This window comes from Vibrio sp. 1CM7H, from assembly GCF_023161645.1.
In the GTDB taxonomy this organism is placed as follows: Bacteria; Pseudomonadota; Gammaproteobacteria; order Enterobacterales; family Vibrionaceae; genus Vibrio; species Vibrio diabolicus.
Genome location: NZ_JALNTV010000001.1, coordinates 565,388 through 581,538, shown reverse-complemented (window position 1 = coordinate 581,538; position 16,151 = coordinate 565,388). Strand labels below are relative to the sequence as shown.

Annotated in this window: 12 protein-coding genes and 1 tRNA gene; 6 read left to right on the top strand and 7 right to left on the bottom strand. The window is 43.3% G+C overall.

Going from position 1 to position 16,151, the window contains the following annotated elements; all coding sequences use genetic code 11:
- The first annotated feature begins 107 nt into the window (after positions 1-107).
- Positions 108-182 (top strand) — tRNA-Gly (locus MSG33_RS02510).
- Between the two features lie 17 nt (positions 183-199).
- On the opposite strand, the gene MSG33_RS02505 is transcribed toward MSG33_RS02510, so the two are convergent.
- Both MSG33_RS02505 and MSG33_RS02500 read right to left on the bottom strand, forming a co-directional pair.
- On the bottom strand, positions 200-1,057 hold the full coding sequence (locus MSG33_RS02505) for a sterol desaturase family protein (RefSeq protein WP_005397136.1): 858 nt from the start codon (positions 1,055-1,057) through the stop codon (positions 200-202).
- A gap of 7 nt (positions 1,058-1,064) precedes the next feature.
- Positions 1,065-2,075, bottom strand: a complete 1,011-nt coding sequence (locus MSG33_RS02500; protein WP_048624941.1) for a DUF2804 domain-containing protein — start codon at positions 2,073-2,075, stop codon at positions 1,065-1,067.
- Between the two features lie 302 nt (positions 2,076-2,377).
- On the opposite strand from MSG33_RS02500, the gene gdhA reads away from it, so the two are divergent.
- Positions 2,378-3,730 carry an NADP-specific glutamate dehydrogenase gene (gdhA, locus tag MSG33_RS02495; RefSeq protein WP_164665539.1) on the top strand — a complete coding sequence of 451 codons (1,353 nt, stop codon included), beginning with the start codon at positions 2,378-2,380 and terminating at the stop codon, positions 3,728-3,730.
- 75 nt (positions 3,731-3,805) lie between these two features.
- Here the strand turns inward: gdhA and MSG33_RS02490 are convergent, their stop codons facing one another.
- From MSG33_RS02490 to MSG33_RS02480, 3 genes are all read right to left on the bottom strand, one after another.
- The gene (locus tag MSG33_RS02490) at positions 3,806-4,273 is read right to left on the bottom strand and encodes an OsmC family protein (protein WP_005392541.1); all 468 of its coding nucleotides are present in this window, start codon (positions 4,271-4,273) and stop codon (positions 3,806-3,808) included.
- Positions 4,274-4,371: 98 nt separating this feature from the next.
- Positions 4,372-6,729 carry an ATP-binding protein gene (locus tag MSG33_RS02485; protein WP_248379728.1) on the bottom strand — a complete coding sequence of 786 codons (2,358 nt, stop codon included), beginning with the start codon at positions 6,727-6,729 and terminating at the stop codon, positions 4,372-4,374.
- Positions 6,722-7,690, bottom strand: a complete 969-nt coding sequence (locus MSG33_RS02480; protein ID WP_248380542.1) for a cytochrome c peroxidase — start codon at positions 7,688-7,690, stop codon at positions 6,722-6,724. Before MSG33_RS02480 ends, MSG33_RS02485 begins: the two co-directional genes overlap by 8 nt.
- Before the next feature lie 720 nt (positions 7,691-8,410).
- On the opposite strand from MSG33_RS02480, the gene MSG33_RS02475 reads away from it, so the two are divergent.
- The 3 genes from MSG33_RS02475 to MSG33_RS02465 all read left to right on the top strand — a co-directional run bounded on the left by MSG33_RS02475 (position 8,411) and on the right by MSG33_RS02465 (position 13,484).
- The gene (locus MSG33_RS02475; RefSeq protein ID WP_085344439.1) at positions 8,411-11,059 is read left to right on the top strand and encodes an EAL domain-containing protein; all 2,649 of its coding nucleotides are present in this window, start codon (positions 8,411-8,413) and stop codon (positions 11,057-11,059) included.
- 255 nt (positions 11,060-11,314) lie between these two features.
- Positions 11,315-12,691 (top strand): nodulation protein NfeD, encoded by a 1,377-nt coding sequence (locus MSG33_RS02470; RefSeq protein ID WP_248379726.1) that lies wholly within the window; start codon positions 11,315-11,317, stop codon positions 12,689-12,691.
- Between the two features lie 10 nt (positions 12,692-12,701).
- Positions 12,702-13,484, top strand: a complete 783-nt coding sequence (locus MSG33_RS02465; RefSeq protein WP_005373196.1) for a slipin family protein — start codon at positions 12,702-12,704, stop codon at positions 13,482-13,484.
- A gap of 84 nt (positions 13,485-13,568) precedes the next feature.
- On the opposite strand, the gene MSG33_RS02460 is transcribed toward MSG33_RS02465, so the two are convergent.
- A complete protein-coding gene (locus MSG33_RS02460) occupies positions 13,569-13,973 on the bottom strand; it encodes a globin (RefSeq protein ID WP_005392547.1) in 405 nt (134 codons plus the stop codon).
- Between the two features lie 238 nt (positions 13,974-14,211).
- On the opposite strand from MSG33_RS02460, the gene MSG33_RS02455 reads away from it, so the two are divergent.
- Positions 14,212-14,868, top strand: coding sequence for an NAD(P)H-dependent oxidoreductase (locus MSG33_RS02455; protein WP_031780265.1), 657 nt, complete (start codon positions 14,212-14,214; stop codon positions 14,866-14,868).
- Positions 14,869-14,971: 103 nt separating this feature from the next.
- Here MSG33_RS02455 and choV read toward each other — a convergent pair whose 3' ends face one another.
- Positions 14,972-16,150, bottom strand: coding sequence for a choline ABC transporter ATP-binding protein (gene choV / locus MSG33_RS02450; RefSeq protein WP_006741028.1), 1,179 nt, complete (start codon positions 16,148-16,150; stop codon positions 14,972-14,974).
- Position 16,151 lies beyond the last annotated feature (1 nt).

The following is a 16,151-nucleotide window of genomic DNA, read 5'->3' as shown; positions in this document are numbered from 1 at the left end:
CACTTTAACACCAAGACGCTACTTTTTTAGGCATCTGACAAACAATTGATGAGAAAAGACTTTTCTTTTTCGTTCAGTGTGGCATATTAACTGCGTCCTATCGATGCGCGGGCATCGTATAATGGCTATTACCTCAGCCTTCCAAGCTGATGATGCGGGTTCGATTCCCGCTGCCCGCTCCAATCTCTTTTATCTCAATCTACTCAAAAGAATCCGATGGCGGAGCAAATAGACAGCGCCAACGTTGTTTCCACGTTAAATTTGGTCGTGTTACGTCATAAAACATATCTTTCCATTCTGCAAACGTCACACGAATGGGATTAAAGCTGTTTACAGGTTTAGAAATTCCATATCTAACGGTTTCCACTTCTGGTTCAAACGTTCCAAACATCCTATCCCAGATAATCAACACTCCCGCGTAATTTTTGTCGATGTACTGACGGTTTATACCATGATGAACACGATGATGAGATGGCGTATTAAATACCCACTCTAGCGGTCCAAGCGAGCGAATTGATTGAGTATGAACAAAAAACTGTAAGCCCAGATTAAACAGCACAACGAAGACGACCCACTTGGGATCAAAGCCAATAATCACCAAAGGCAACCAGAAAATCCACATTCCCGCTAACGGATACATCAAGCTTTGACGAAACGCGGTGCTGAAATTCATTCTCTCCGAGCTGTGATGGACCACGTGCGCAGCCCACATCCAACGAATACGGTGGCTAGCTCGATGAAACCAGTAATAGAAAAAGTCTTGCAGAACGACAAGTAGCAAAAACGCTGAAACGCTCATTTCGATATCAAACAATCGCCAATCAAACCACCACAAATATAACTGAGCAATCAGTAAACCCGTGAGTATGTCTGTCGCTTGGTGTAAGCCCGCAAGTACAAAATTACATACAACTTCCGGAATATAATACGTCGCGCTTTCAGGCAAACGTCCCCTTCGTTGTCCAAACCAGTACTCTGCAACCATACATAAAAAGAAAACTGGCGCCAAAATCATCAGAAGTAATTCAGGGCGTTCCATCAACTGTGTCCAATCCATTGTGTTTCTACCATTTTGCATAGTGGTCTTCAGTAAGACCTATGACTTCTTCTAACTGATGTTTGATACCATTCCCATCAACGATGTAGCCAGAGAAATAGCCGATATATTGACGAAAATTGCTTTTGAGAAACCAAAAGTTCTTCTTTTCTGAACGTCGATTTAAAGGCGTGAATACTAGGTCAATCCGTTTATCTTCCGACGTGATATGCCATCTTTGTCCTTCATCATTTCGTGAAAATTGAAACTGAACAGGCTGTAAAAAATGCCGTTCACCATTAATCCAGAATACATTTTCACAGTAGCCCGTTTCATTGACACCCGCAGCTAAGTTCAGCCCCAACCGTCTGCCGCTTTCAAAGCAATTAATACTCGCCCACCGCCAGCTTGTCTCCCGTCGCATGTACCCCGCGGAAAAGTCGTAACCAGCAGCCACTTCTGAGAGATCTTGTTCCTTTCCTAATATGAATAAATTGCCATCTACCGTTAACGCATTGTGCTTCTGCGTATAAGTCCAACCCGCATAACCGGTTGGTGTACATAACATTAATGGCAAACTCATACTTTCTGGACGTAAGTAGAGATCAGCATTGACAGATTTCGTCACAAAGTGGACGTGCCAAATACCATTCTGAATAGAAAACTGAATACTTTTGTCAGCAAGATGGGCATGACTAGACCAACTGGAAGGCTGAGTTTGATAATCAATATTAAAAGGCTTTAACCACTGCTGCTCCACTAACTCATTATTTTGAATATCAAACAGATAGCAAAAACCAGATGCTAAATACCTAATATCCGCAATCGCAACCCCAATCACGTAGTTAGGTGTGACCAAATTAACGAACTGAAACTGCTTATAGTCACAGTAACGGCGCCACTTAGACGCTGGCTTATCCATCTCATCAAGGTAGGTAAACTTATCTAACTGTAAAGATGTGGGAATCCCATCAAGATGGCCAAACACTGGTAGACCGTTTTGCTGAATAAACGAGTCCAGAGTCTTAAGCTCATGCATATTTTTATCTTTTTCGAGTCAACACGCTCAGATGTTAACACCACATTAACAAAAACAGTTTGCGTGACAGCACAACAATATCGACTAATTTGGCTTCTGCTCGCTATATGTGAAACCGATCACTCAACTATCCACTCATGTCACTCACTTAATCTTCCTCATCAATACGAACAGAAGTTGGAAATTGAGCGTTCTCATCCGCAGGAAAGACCATTATAGCCATTGAGAATTGGTCAAAATCACTATTTAATGGGAATAAATTCATATAAACTGATTGCTTATTCATATCAAGGAAGAGATCTATGTCACACATACACGATACTATTGTTGCGTTGCAACACAGTAGCCCGGCTCAAAAAGAGTTTTACCAAGCCGTAGAAGAAGTATTAACTTCTCTCGCTCCAGTCATAGAAAGCAATAATAAATATAAAGAACAAGCGATTATCCAAAGAATCGTAGAACCAGAACGTCAAATCATGTTTCGAGTTCCTTGGGTCGATGACGCAGGGAATGTGCAAATAAACAAAGGCTACCGCGTCGAGTTTAACTCCGCGTTAGGTCCATACAAAGGCGGACTGAGGTTCCATCATTCAGTGAACGCGAGCATCATAAAGTTCCTCGGCTTTGAACAGATTTTTAAAAACGCGCTTACTGGCCTTCCAATTGGTGGCGGAAAAGGCGGTTCAAATTTCGATCCTAAAGGAAAATCTGACGGTGAAATCATGCGATTTTGCCAATCATTTATGAACGAGTTATACCGCCACATTGGTCCTGTTACCGATGTTCCTGCTGGCGATATCGGCGTCGGTGCGCGTGAAATTGGTTATATGTTTGGTCAATATAAGCGATTGACGGGCCGCTACGAAGGGGTACTTACAGGCAAGAGCCTTCTTTGGGGGGGCTCACTTGTTAGGAAAGAAGCAACGGGATATGGAACCGTATATTTTGCGGAATGCATGCTCAATGACCGTAATGATTCACTCAAAGGCAAAACTTGCCTCGTTTCTGGCGCAGGTAACGTCGCTATCTATGCAATTGAAAAGCTATACCACATGGGAGCAACCCCAGTAACATGCAGCGATTCTAGAGGCACGATCTATCATGAGCACGGTATTGACCTGCAGCTCCTCAAGCAACTTAAAGAAGTGAAAAGAGCAAGTTTAGAAGAGTATTTAGACACTTACCCTGAAGCAGAGTATACGCCGTTGGGTGACTATCCTAATGAAGGGCATGCTGTATGGCGATATCAAGCTGACGCCGCATTCCCTTGCGCGACCCAAAATGAACTAACGTCAAACGATGCTCTTGCTCTTATCGATAATGGGTGTGTTTTGATTAGTGAAGGCGCAAACATGCCAACCACTCGTGATGCGGCCAATATCATCGTGGATTCCGAAATGGCTTATGGGCCAGCGAAAGCAGCCAATGCAGGCGGCGTTGCAACCAGTCAGCTTGAAATGGCACAAAATGCCAGCATGCAAAACTGGACCTTTGAGCAAGTCGATAGCCAGTTACAGACCATCATGAAAAACATCTTTATTAATGCAAACGAAACCAGTCGAGAGTTTGGTCAACCTGGTAATTTAGTTTTAGGCGCAAACATTGCCGGCTTTAGAAGAGTCGCTGATGCGATGATCGAGCAAGGCATCGTTTAGTTCACAATAGCCAGCAGCCTGACTGCTGGCTTAACACTATTCGGCGATACACTGCGCTTTGACAAAGAGCTTCATTTAATCTGCAATAAGCGTCGTCACTTCAGTTTTAACCGAATTGGCGATAAAACAATTCTCATGAGCCATGTGGTGCATTTTTTCTAATTGAGATCGTGTCGGTTGATTATCACCAGCAAATGTTATCTTAGGGTTTAGTGTTACCTTAGACACCCATTCTTTTCCATTTTCACCTTTTTTCAGCTCCCCTACTGCTTCATCTAGGTAGCGATCCACAACGTAACGTCGTTTCGCCGCAATAGAAAGAAAAACAAGCATGTGACAACTGGAAAGTGCCGCAACAAATGCTTCTTCCGGATCAACGTTTTCTTCTACAGATAATGGCAACGGCACTACGTGTGGAGATGGTGACGCAGGGACTTGCAACCCGCCATCAAACTTCCAAATGTGCGCCCGACTATACTGGTTATCACTGAATACTTCGTCAGCTTCGCGATGCCATTCGATTAAAGCGGAATGCTTACTCATTCTAACTCCCTGATTTTCTCATTGACGAATCAACACATCCATTCACGTCATAGTAAACCATAACGAAACAAGGTAAGGAACGCATGAACTCAGAGAGGTTACAAAATTTGTTGAGGATCGACGTTTTTTTTCTGTATGTCATCCAGAAGTCGATTAGCCTGATGGATGTTGACTTGTAATCGGTTGATTAGCATCTGTAACCGCTCAATTTCAGGAGTTTGCTTCGCTTTGAGCGTGTTTTCTAGCGCCTCCGTTTGTCCAGCTAAAATCGGCAAACCAAGGTTCAATGCCATACCTTTTGTTTTATGCAACGTATCTTCTAGAGACGCGAAATCTTCAGCCATAAAATAATCAATAAGTTCATCAACCGATGATTCAAAATCGACAATAATACTTTTTAGTAGCTCATCTATCGCTTCCGGCGCTTCTTGCAAAGAAATGAGCATCTCTGAACTGGATAACTCTTCTTCTGTCAGCCGTAGCTTCTCTATTGGCTTGCGCTGCAACTGGAGAACGTTGTTGTCATTCGTTAATGGTAAATTCTCTTTTGGTTCGAGCCTCGTCGCAAACTGTTTAAGAGCGTCCGAAAAGCTCTCTTGTTGTAGCGGTTTTGTAAGCACATGATCCGCTCCGGCTTGAATAAAGCTATCATGCGCCTCACGAAAGACATCTGCCGTATACGCAAAGAGTAATGTTTTGATACCTAACTCTTGTCGAATCACACGCGTCGCTTCAACACCATTCATCTCAGGCATGTGATTGTCCATCAAAATCAGATCATATTCGTTATCTCTCGCCTTTTTAACCGCCACCAATCCGTTTTCAGCAACATCGACCTCATGTCCCAACTTTTCGCAAAACCCTTTCGCCACAATGGCGTTCACTCGATTATCTTCAGCAAGCAATATCTGCAAATTGTGTGTTTTCTTGCGCGTTTTGGGGGGCTCTTGTGCCTTTGGAAGTTCGCATTCAACCCAAGGAATGGGCAGTTCGACGATGAATTGACTTCCGACGCCCTCCACACTTTTCAATGTAATCTTGCCATCCATCAAGCCAGTTAATTTTTTAACTATTGCCAAACCAAGCCCTGTGCCTCCAAATTTTCGGGTAGTTGAAGAATCGGCTTGCTCAAACGAATTGAAAACATGTTCTTGCTTGTCTAGCGCGATACCAATACCAGTATCACTCACAATCATCACCAAGCACTGATTTACCTTATCAAGTTCCGTTCTGATTAACACATGCCCTTCACTGGTAAACTTCACCGCGTTGCCAGCAAGATTAAACAAAATCTGTCGTAAACGTGCGCAGTCTCCGGTAAATTCAATGTATTCAGGCACTTCATTTTCCACGATCAATTCGATATTTTTTTCATCGATGAGCGGTTTTATTGCGCTACACACAGGAGAAATGACTTGGTCTAAATTGAACTTAGCCTGCTCAAATTCCAGTTTGTTTTCTTCAACTTTAGAGAAATCCAAAATATCGTTAAGAATCGTCATCAAGTGTTGGCCAGAATCAAGAATGACTTTCACGTACTCTTTAGTCGTCGGCTCTTTGGTTTCCTCTGCAATCATTTGAGAAAGACCTAATACACCATTCATCGGCGTTCTTAATTCGTGACTCATTGCGGCGAGAAAACTTGATTTGGCTTTTGCTGCTCGCTCGGCTTTATTTCGCGCCTCCTCGATTTCGAGGTTTAATTGTTTCAAGTTGTACATTCGATATTGCGATTGATACAAGAATGCACTGACTAACAACATCACGGCAATAAAAACAAACAACCAAGTAAAACGCGCTTCACTTTGGGCAATATTGAGCAGCCGATGCTCCGCATCCTCGATAAAAACAAAGTATCCATGATCAAGCAGTTCATTCGTGAGTAGTTCTATCCTTTTATCGCTCGCTTGAAGCCGATCTAAGAAATTGGCTTCACTTTCACTCTCAACTACGTTTTGTGTCAAAAGCAGTTGGTTGAGAAACTCAAAATAGTGATGCCCACTCAACGTCTTTCCGGTATCGGTAGAAATATCTTGCTGATATAAGTTGAATAGCATTAATAACGCGTATTGATTCTCTACCTGAACGCCAATCAACATATCGAGCTTCAGCGTTGTATCAAGCACACGGTTTTTGAATAGATTGAGCGTATCCTCAACTTTTTTATGATTGGGCGTCACAGGGAACCAAACTGACTCCCTTGATGAATTTAGCAAGTTCTCAGCTGCGACTTCTATATCTACTAAAGATGTCGTCAGTTCATAATTCTTCCTATCTTCAACCGCATATCGATTCACGATAACATCGCGCTCTTCAATCAACTTGTGCCCAATATCCGTCAACTCCGCGTGGAATTCTTGTGCACTTTTTGAATTCACATGTGACATATACGCCAATACACAACACGTCAGCATGGCAATAAAAAAGCAGAGATTAACCAGTTTGAATTTACTCATTTTCCAACACCTCTAAAATCACGGGTCTGGGTGCTGTCAAGGACTGTAAGAACGCTTCAATATCAGCGACACTTTCATCGCTCATCGTAATTCCGAGCTGCGTTTTCGCCATAATCTGTATCGCCTCAGATAACTGGTCAACTCGTCCGTTATGAAAATAAGGGCTTGTTAGGGCGACATTACGTAAACTGGCGACTCTAAAATAGAATTGTTCTTCACTTTCCGTCGTAATCAGGTGCCGTCCCGAATCCTCTACTACTGGCTTATCTTTGAAATAGGCGAACCTTTGTATCATCGCTCCGCCAATATTTTTGCCCTGATGACACTGTACGCAACCTGAAGACTGAAATGTTTTCCACCCCCTAATTTGCTGCTCACTGAGGACATGGGTGTAACCCAGTAAGTAGGCATCGAATGGTGCACCTGGAGTTTGGAGCCCTTCGACAAACTCCACAATGGCGGACTTGATATTATGAATATTAATCGGTAGCTCACCATCACGGCTAAATAGCGCTTGATAACGTTCGCTTCCTTTCACGTACTGCTCTATTGTTTGCCAGTTTGAGTCCATTTCTATTGGATTGTGGATTGGCCCATCAATCTGAGCCATCAAGGTGTTTTCGGTACCATCCCATAAAAAACGATAATTTAACGCTGCATTAAACACTGTGATGGAATTTCGAGTTCCATCACCTTTCACTCCTGTAGAGACGGGGGTATTTTCAGCGCCATTGGTTTGCAAGTTGTGGCACGTCGCACAACTGATGCTACCGTTTGAAGATAGCTGAGGATCACGAAAGAGATGCCAGCCAATTCTCGCCAGCTTAATATCTACGACAGGGTCACCTTCTATCGGCTGAACTAACGAAATATCACCTAGCACCTTAGCATTTCTTGCGATTGTTGCTTGGCTCAAAATGAGTGTCACAACAACTAATGTGATTATGCTGAATTGCCTCATCAACTGCATACCTTACACTTGCCATTAGTATGAAGTTAGTTGCATTTTTAGGTTTTTTCCATTAATGGAAAACGGTTACCAGAGCTGCACGTGGAGAAACTTTTATTTAAAGCTCATATAAGGAACAAATGACGAAGGCGAGTAACGAAGAATTGACTCGCTTCGTGGAGTTATGTGTGCATATTGAATTCTAGATTTAGCTTATAGAAGCTAGCAACCTTTGAACCCAAGTAATCTCACCATAAGAGATGAGATCGAAGATAGTAAAGAAAATGGCACAGATAATGGCCAGTTTGACCAAGCGTTGAACAATAAACATCATAATTACCCATCATTTTTTCGCAGTTTACTATTACAAAAGAAGTTTAGATACAGAAGAAAAGCACTAGTTACACTAATAGACTGTTTTATAAAAAGATTTATACCTTTACTAGCTGCACGATTAAACCGTAATTTGAATGCGCGGTACGTTATTGAGCATTTTAATTGCAAACACGAAAATCTAGCAATTAAAGCAAACGTTTCACTTACCATATCAGCTCAGCAAATCCTTCATTTTATCTCTATAATTTGAATCTATATCAACAATTTCTGTTAGAACATGTCGTACACTTTCAGTGAATTAACATCTATAACTATTTTTTAATGAAAACACTTCGCTTGTTTAACTTGAATCTTCGCTATAAAACCGCCCTATACTTTTCATTAGGACTGCTGGGCATGGTCATCAGCTTCCTTTTTATTAGCCGTTATTTTTTCCTGTATAGCTTAGATGAGCTCGAAGACATGGAAATTAACCATGCTAATCAGCAAGCACTCGCTGTCATCGACATGATGGTGAGCCAGCAAGAAAGCGCCTCATACGACTGGGCGTACTGGGACGAAACGTACGATCTGTTTGTTGATCGTGATATTGCGAAATATACCGAGCGAAACCTTTACACAGAGAGCATTGATGCGTTAAACCTCGATATGATGGCGTTTATCACGACTAATGGGCAAACCCTGCTCTCCTTAACTCGTGAGGATAACCCCGACACTTCTTCAGAACTCACCGCTAAAATGGCGAATCAACCTACTCTTCAAGATTACATCAAGTCCATGAATCACAAGCTTGATATCCATAGAGAGAGCATCTCAGGGTTGTTTAAAATCAACGATACTATTTGGGGTCTTAGCCTCAGCCCAGTTAGAAATAGTGAAGGCGACCGCCCTTCTAACGGATGGATGCTTTGGGGAAGAAACCTATCTTTGCGCTTTCCTGGAGACTTTAAATCCATTTTAACTGCGGAAAACTCATTAGAGACGCAGATGGTAAGTGGATCAGACAGTAGTGAGATGCGGGATATAGAGAAGACCTCGCGGTCAATAACAAAATGGGCCTCACTCTCTGATTTATCTGGTGAACCAATCGCATGGCTAAAAACGAAAACACAGCGAGAGCATTATGCGAAAGGTAATACGCTATTCATGTACCTGTTTGCAACGGTTGGCGTTGTGGCATCAATCATCGCTGCGGGTACCTACATCACGTTTAAAAATAAGGTCGCCACTCGCTTTAATCATTTTGCTGAAGGAATAAGCGAAATCGCCTCTCAATACCAGCTTGAAGGCTTGCACTCTGTAAAAGTAGACGAATTAGAGTTAGCGACAAAACTGGTACAAAAGCTCTCTGAAAATACATCGTTAACCCAACTGCAATTGAAAGACTCGATGGAAAAGTTTGGTGCTCTGTACCATAGCTCCTCACTGGGCATGCTAATTGTTATCGATCGTAAAATTGTCGATGTCAACCAACGCGCGTTAGATCTGTTGAGCTACAGCAAATCGCAATTGATAGATCGTCCTCTAGACACCTTGTGCCCATCGGAGGACGATGAATGTCGAGTTGACGCAATGTTCAGAGAGCTGAAAAACGGTAAAACACAATTCGAAGCGCAGGTGCTCGATAGCAATACAGAAGAAATCGACTGTTTGATAGAAGCCACGCTCATTCAACATCATGGTCAAAGTGCACTGATGTTATTGCTTCAGGATATGAGAGAGACAAAACAGCAAGCAGAAATGATCCAAAAACTCACCGACTTTGATCCGGTATCCGGTTTCTGTAACCGTCCTGTCATTCTCAATGCTCTGCACGAACTCGTAGAGACACGGCCAAACCATTTTTCGTTTGTGTACATTAACAGTAAGACTCTCAAACAAATTGCAGGGGTATACGGTCACCTCATTTTTGATGAAGTGATTCAATACATCGCATCCGCTATACGCGAGCAATTAGGGGCATTCCAAATAGGCCGAATTAGTGAGCATGAATTTATCGTTTTGATTCCAGATATCGAGCACCACCAAAAAGCGATAGATGCTACCAATCGATTACTGAATCATTTGTCACATAAGGTCCAGCTCTCCGGGATCATGATGTCATTAGACAGTAAAGCGGTGATGATGGACCTAAACATTACTCACCAGTCTGTCGAGCATTTACTGCTTGCAGCACGTTTCTCATCGCAATCCGCTAAGGGTCGTCACTCTCACGAAGTATTAGTCATTGATGAAGAACTATCAGAGCAGGCGGAAACGTCTATGGTGATCAATCGCGATTTAGAAAATGCTATTAGACAAGATGCGATTAAACCTTTTTTCCAGCCTATCGTGGATGCTAAAACCACTGAAGTTATTAGCTTCGAAGCACTTGCTCGTTGGCAACATCCAACATTAGGGATGATTTCACCAGAAGTATTTATTCCGATGGCAGAACAAGGAAAACTTATCGTCGAATTGGGAGAGTCCATTCTCAAACAATCGTGCGAATTTATCAGTCGGCTCAATGGAGTTCGTCATGCGCAAGGTCTGTCGATGTTAAGCGTGCATGTGAACTTAAGTGCGCAGCACTTTTATCATTCCGGACTGATGCCCTACCTAAAAAAAGTGATGGCTCAATACAACCTCTCTGCGGGCCAGCTTGTGCTTGAAATTACCGAAAGTATGTTGATGGGCGGAGAAATAGAATCAATCCAAAGCATTCAAGACATCAAGCGACTTGGTGTTGGACTCGCTTTGGATGATTTTGGTACTGGATACGCATCATTCAGTAGCGTATGTAATTTTCCATTGGATATTGTGAAGCTGGATAAATCTTATATCGACGAGATTGAAACCAATGACAGAGCAAAAACACTGGTAAGAAACATTGCTAACATGTCTCAAGAACTAGGGTTAACTATTGTCGCCGAAGGTGTTGAAACCGCGAGCCAAGTACGCAAGCTTAAAGTTTGGAATATTGATGAGTTGCAAGGGTTTTACTTCCACAAACCGATGCCTGCCGAGCAAGCACTCGTTCAATTTTCTCGCCACGTAAACAGTTAGTCTCTCTCCTCTAAAACACATTAGGAAGGCAAAGTGATTACCGTCACTTTGCCTTTTTGTTGAACCTCTTCACACCAGACGCCCCACGATTCGTGACTACCGATATTCATATTAAGCCCCGTAGCCTCAGATGTGCCATGATAAATGCTGATATGACTAATTCGAGTGATCAATTACTTATTTGCACTAGTATTACTGCGTATATACTTGAATTAGGTTTTCAAAAAGTCCCTGTGACCGCACAAGGAGGACTGCATGAAACGACTATGGATATGGGTCTTACCTTTACTTTTGTTTGCTAGTCAAGCACTGGCCAGTACTGTCTGGATTGTTCCCGTCAAAGGCGCTATAGGTCCTGCTACCAGCGACTATTTGTCTCGTGAGATAGAAGAAGCACAACTCAACGGTGTCAGTTTAGTGATCTTAGAGATGGACACTCCTGGCGGCTTAGACAGCGCAATGAGAGATATTATTCACGCGATTACCACCTCCTCCACTCCAATTGCGACTTGGGTTGGCCCGTCAGGATCTAGAGCGGCTAGCGCAGGGACATACATTTTACTCGCCAGCCACGTTGCCGCCATGGCTGAAGCCACTAACCTTGGCGCGGCAACACCCGTCGCGTTGGGTGGTGCCCCTCAGCCCCCTTCATCGGATGATGGCAAAGATCAAAACGCGGAAGAAACGTCAGAAGGAACCAACGAAAGTTCAGAGAAAGTTCCTGCGAAAACCGCGATGGAGAAAAAGGTGATTAATGATGCTAGAGCCTATATTAAAGGCTTAGCAAAGCTTCATGGCCGAAATGCAGAGTGGGCAGAGAAAGCAGTGAGCGAAGCAGCGAGTTTGGACGCCACAGAGGCATTGGAGTTAAACGTTATTGATTATATAGCCAACTCACCAGAGGATTTAGTCAAAGCCATTGATGGACAAACTGTTAAAGTTAATAATCGCGATGTGACATTGTCACTGGAAAATCCCGTATGGATTGAAAGAACACCCGATTGGCGAGCAGAAATGCTAGCCGTTATCACAAACCCAAACGTCGCCTACATCCTGATGCTCATTGGTATCTACGGTTTGCTTCTTGAGTTTTACAACCCAGGCATTGGCTTACCCGGCGTGTTGGGTGGTATTTGTTTGCTCCTCGCCATGTATGCATTACAAATGATGCCTGTGAACTACGCTGGGCTTGGTCTGCTGTTACTCGGAATTGCACTGATGATCGCAGAAGCATTCAGTCCGAGCTTTGGCATTTTGGGCTTAGGTGGCGTTGTCGCCTTTGTGCTCGGTTCCATCTTCCTCATGGACAGTGAGTTGCCAGGGTTTCAGATCGCCCTTCCTTTAATTTTCGGTATTTCTATCTTTTCTGTCGCGCTGATCGTGTTGACGGTCGGCCTGCTGCTCAAAATACGCCGACGACGTGTGACAACAGGCTTAGAAACTTACCCTGGGAAAATCGCTGTCGTGAGCGATGACTTTATCGATGGCGAAGGGCGCGTTCAACTTGACGGTGCGCTATGGCGAGCCAAAACCAAAGACCATCAACAACTCAAACAAGGTGATCATGTCACCATTGTGAATGTGAAAGGGCTGACCTTAACCGTGATGCCTGATGACCGCCAAAATAAATAGGAGGCGCTTTATGATGCTCTATACTGTTGCGGTGATCGTGGTGCTGTTGTTCGCACTTGCGACCCAAATGTTTAAGGTTTTGAGAGAGTATGAACGTGGGGTTGTATTCTTTCTTGGTCGCTTTCAAGAAGTAAAAGGCCCTGGCTTAATCATTCTTATCCCATTTATCCAACAAATGGTACGGGTGGATTTACGTACTGTCGTTTTGGATGTTCCGACACAAGACTTGATAACCAAAGATAACGTGTCTGTGCGCGTCAATGCGGTTGTTTATTTTCGCGTAGTCGATCCTCAAATGGCAATTAACAACATCGAAAGTTACAGCGATGCCACCAGCCAGTTAGCGCAAACCACGCTGCGATCAGTATTAGGTCAACATGAACTGGATGAATTACTATCAGAGCGCGAGCGTCTCAATAAGGATTTACAATCCATCCTCGATCAACAGACTGATGACTGGGGCATCAAGATTGCCACGGTTGAAGTCAAACATGTTGATTTAAATGACAGCATGGTCAGAGCGCTAGCGCGTCAGGCTGAGGCAGAACGTAACCGTCGTGCGAAAATCATTCACGCTACCGGTGAGTTAGAAGCTTCTAATAAATTAAAAGAGGCAGCTCAAATGCTCAACGAAGCGCCGAATGCGCTGCAATTGCGTTACATGCAGACACTCACGGAAATCACGACAGACAAAACATCGACTATTATCTTCCCTATGCCGATCAACCTTGTCGAAGCCGTCAGTGATATCGCCGAAGCGGTAAAAAAGAATAAAGAGACACAAGACAAATAAAAGCCATACTCAAGGAAGTAAGCTGTTTACACGTTACTTCCTTGCTTTAACTTGCTTGTTTTCGAAGAGCATTTAGTTTCTCTTTTAGTGTTTGGAGCACTCCCGCTTCATTACCGACAAACCTGTGTTAAAACAAGCTCTCCATGCTGTTTCGACATCATCGTCGTATTCAAAATCACACTCTTGAACCGTTTCGATAAGGCTTTCAAACCAAACATCAATATCCTGTGGTTCAATGCCAATATCAGAACTCGCATGCTTCTTACCATATTTCTCCACCATCTTGTGCGCCTCGTTAGAGGTATCGGCCATCATAAAAAACACGATAGATCCTCTAAGCATTCGCACCTGTTGGTGCATGTCGACACCATCAAACTTTTGTCTGAAGCTTGTACTTTTTGACCATAAATTCTTGTAAAACAAGTCGAAAAAGCCTTGGTTCGCGATACAACGTTCATAACTATCGTTGAAAACTTGAATCACGTTCATGTTGCTCTCCATCACTCTCTTAATATGAGTGTAATTTAATAATCATCAAAAGCATCTAAATGATGATGCCCAACCCTATGAAGCACGCCAATTTTCAATAAAAAGTAAAAAGTGATTCAAATAAACACCCTCTTATCAATGAAAAAATATCCCGTATTATGAATCCATATTCGAGGTACGCATGGTTGTCGATGCTAAGCGCATCCTCATTTGTCACAAAAATAAAAAGGATACAAACGTGTCTCATCAAATCATTACTGATCTAAACAGCCGCTACACTGCTAAAAAATACGACGAAACTAAACGCGTTTCTCAAGAAGATATGGCAATCATCAAAGAAGCACTCCGTCTTTCAGCGTCTTCGATTAACTCGCAACCGTGGAAATTCATCGTGATTGAAAGTGATGAGGCCAAGCAACGCTTCCACGATACATTTGCAAATATGCACCAGTTTAACCAGCCACACGCTAAAGCCGCGTCACATACGATTCTTTTTGCGTACGATCCAAACTTCACCAAAGAGAAGTTCGCGAAACGTGTGGATGCCGAAGTAACGTCTGGCCACCTACCGGCGGAAATGTACAACAACTTTATGGGCGCCTACGCTTTTGCCGATGCAAATACGGATGAAAATGGCTTTAACGGGAACTGGACAAAAGCACAAGTCTATTTAGCGCTAGGCAATCTACTACACACCTTGGCTCGTCTGGGTATTGACTCAACGCCGATGGAAGGCGTAGATCCAACACTGATTGGAGAAGTATTCAAAGAAGAATTAGAAGGCCATGTCTGTGAAGTTGCACTGGCGATTGGCTACCACAAAGACGGGGAAGATTATAATCATGGTCTACCAAAAGCTCGCCTTGCGATGGATGATGTAATTACTACGCTATAATCGACCGTTTCCTTAGCTTAACTATTTATATCATTGTTTAAAACAAAAAGAGCCGCACTAATATGCGGCTCTTTTTTAGCTTGGCTTCAACTCTACTCTAACTTTATGCCACTTGCTCAGACTTAAAGTTACCAAGCAATGCATCGTAAAGCTCGTTGTCGCTTAACACACCAACTAACTGGTTGTCCTCCACCATAAGCAGAGGCTGATTGCTGCGCTGCTTAAGCTCAATCGCTTCTCGCATACTGATTTCCGGGCTAACCTGAACCAGAGAATTTTCGTTTACCTCATCAAGGTTCGAAGAATCGCTCTTCCATTGAACCAACGACTTATCTGTATCCGCTAAGCTTAAGCCTTTGCTCTCTTGGGTCACCCAAATATCTTTGTCAGGGCAAATCAGAACACGCTCATCTTCACGAACTAAGTCGTCACGCATCAAAGAGCGTCCCTTAAGTACGTTCAATGGATTAGTGTGGGCAACAAAGTCAGCCACATAATCGTTTTCTGGAGCAAGAATGATCTGTTCTGGCTTGCCGTGTTGAATCAACTTTCCTGATTCCATAATGGCGATGTTGTTACCGATTTTAAGCGCTTCATCCAAGTCGTGGCTCACAAAAAGAATGGTTTTGTTTAGCTTTTCTTGAAGCAGAATCAATTCATCTTGAAGCTGAGCACGAATCAATGGGTCAAGCGCTGAAAACGGCTCATCCATTAACAAGATATCTGTGTCCATCGCGAACGCTCGCGCTAGGCCAACACGCTGCTGCATACCACCAGAGAGCTCGTGCGGGAATTTCGTTTCCCACTCAGACAAACCGACCATTTCGAGCTGTTCACGCGCTTTTTTACGGCGCTCTGCTTTGCCAATGCCTTGCATTTCTAGACCAAACGCAACGTTATCTAATACCGTTAACCATGGCATCAATGCAAACTTCTGAAACACCATGGATACGCGGTGAGTACGAAGGTGGCGCAACTTCTGTTCGTCACAGTTAGAGAGCTCAACCATGTCGTCGCCGTCTTTAATTTTCAGAGAGCCTCGAGAAATTTCGTTCAACCCGTTAACTGTTCGCAGCAAACTTGATTTACCCGAGCCTGAAAGCCCCATCAAAACACAGATCTCACCCTGTTTCACGTTCAGCGAAACATTATCAACCCCAACCACTTGGCCAGTTTCGTCGATGATTTCTTGTCGAGACTTGCCTTGGTCTAGTAGTGCTAACGCTTGTGACTGCTGCTGACCAAAAACCACATCAAGATTTTGAATAGTAATAGCGTCCATG

What these genes read in the sequence shown, in the direction of transcription:
- MSG33_RS02505 (WP_005397136.1), bottom strand. Translation starts at nt 1,057, where the DNA reads ATGGATTGGACACAGTTGATGGAACGCCCTGAATTACTTCTGATGATT.
- MSG33_RS02500 (WP_048624941.1), bottom strand. Translation starts at nt 2,075, where the DNA reads ATGCATGAGCTTAAGACTCTGGACTCGTTTATTCAGCAAAACGGTCTA.
- gdhA (WP_164665539.1), top strand. Translation starts at nt 2,378, where the DNA reads ATGTCACACATACACGATACTATTGTTGCGTTGCAACACAGTAGCCCG.
- MSG33_RS02490 (WP_005392541.1), bottom strand. Translation starts at nt 4,273, where the DNA reads ATGAGTAAGCATTCCGCTTTAATCGAATGGCATCGCGAAGCTGACGAA.
- MSG33_RS02485 (WP_248379728.1), bottom strand. Translation starts at nt 6,729, where the DNA reads ATGAGTAAATTCAAACTGGTTAATCTCTGCTTTTTTATTGCCATGCTG.
- MSG33_RS02480 (WP_248380542.1), bottom strand. Translation starts at nt 7,690, where the DNA reads ATGAGGCAATTCAGCATAATCACATTAGTTGTTGTGACACTCATTTTG.
- MSG33_RS02475 (WP_085344439.1), top strand. Translation starts at nt 8,411, where the DNA reads ATGGTCATCAGCTTCCTTTTTATTAGCCGTTATTTTTTCCTGTATAGC.
- MSG33_RS02470 (WP_248379726.1), top strand. Translation starts at nt 11,315, where the DNA reads ATGAAACGACTATGGATATGGGTCTTACCTTTACTTTTGTTTGCTAGT.
- MSG33_RS02465 (WP_005373196.1), top strand. Translation starts at nt 12,702, where the DNA reads ATGATGCTCTATACTGTTGCGGTGATCGTGGTGCTGTTGTTCGCACTT.
- MSG33_RS02460 (WP_005392547.1), bottom strand. Translation starts at nt 13,973, where the DNA reads ATGAACGTGATTCAAGTTTTCAACGATAGTTATGAACGTTGTATCGCG.
- choV (WP_006741028.1), bottom strand. Translation starts at nt 16,150, where the DNA reads ATGGACGCTATTACTATTCAAAATCTTGATGTGGTTTTTGGTCAGCAG.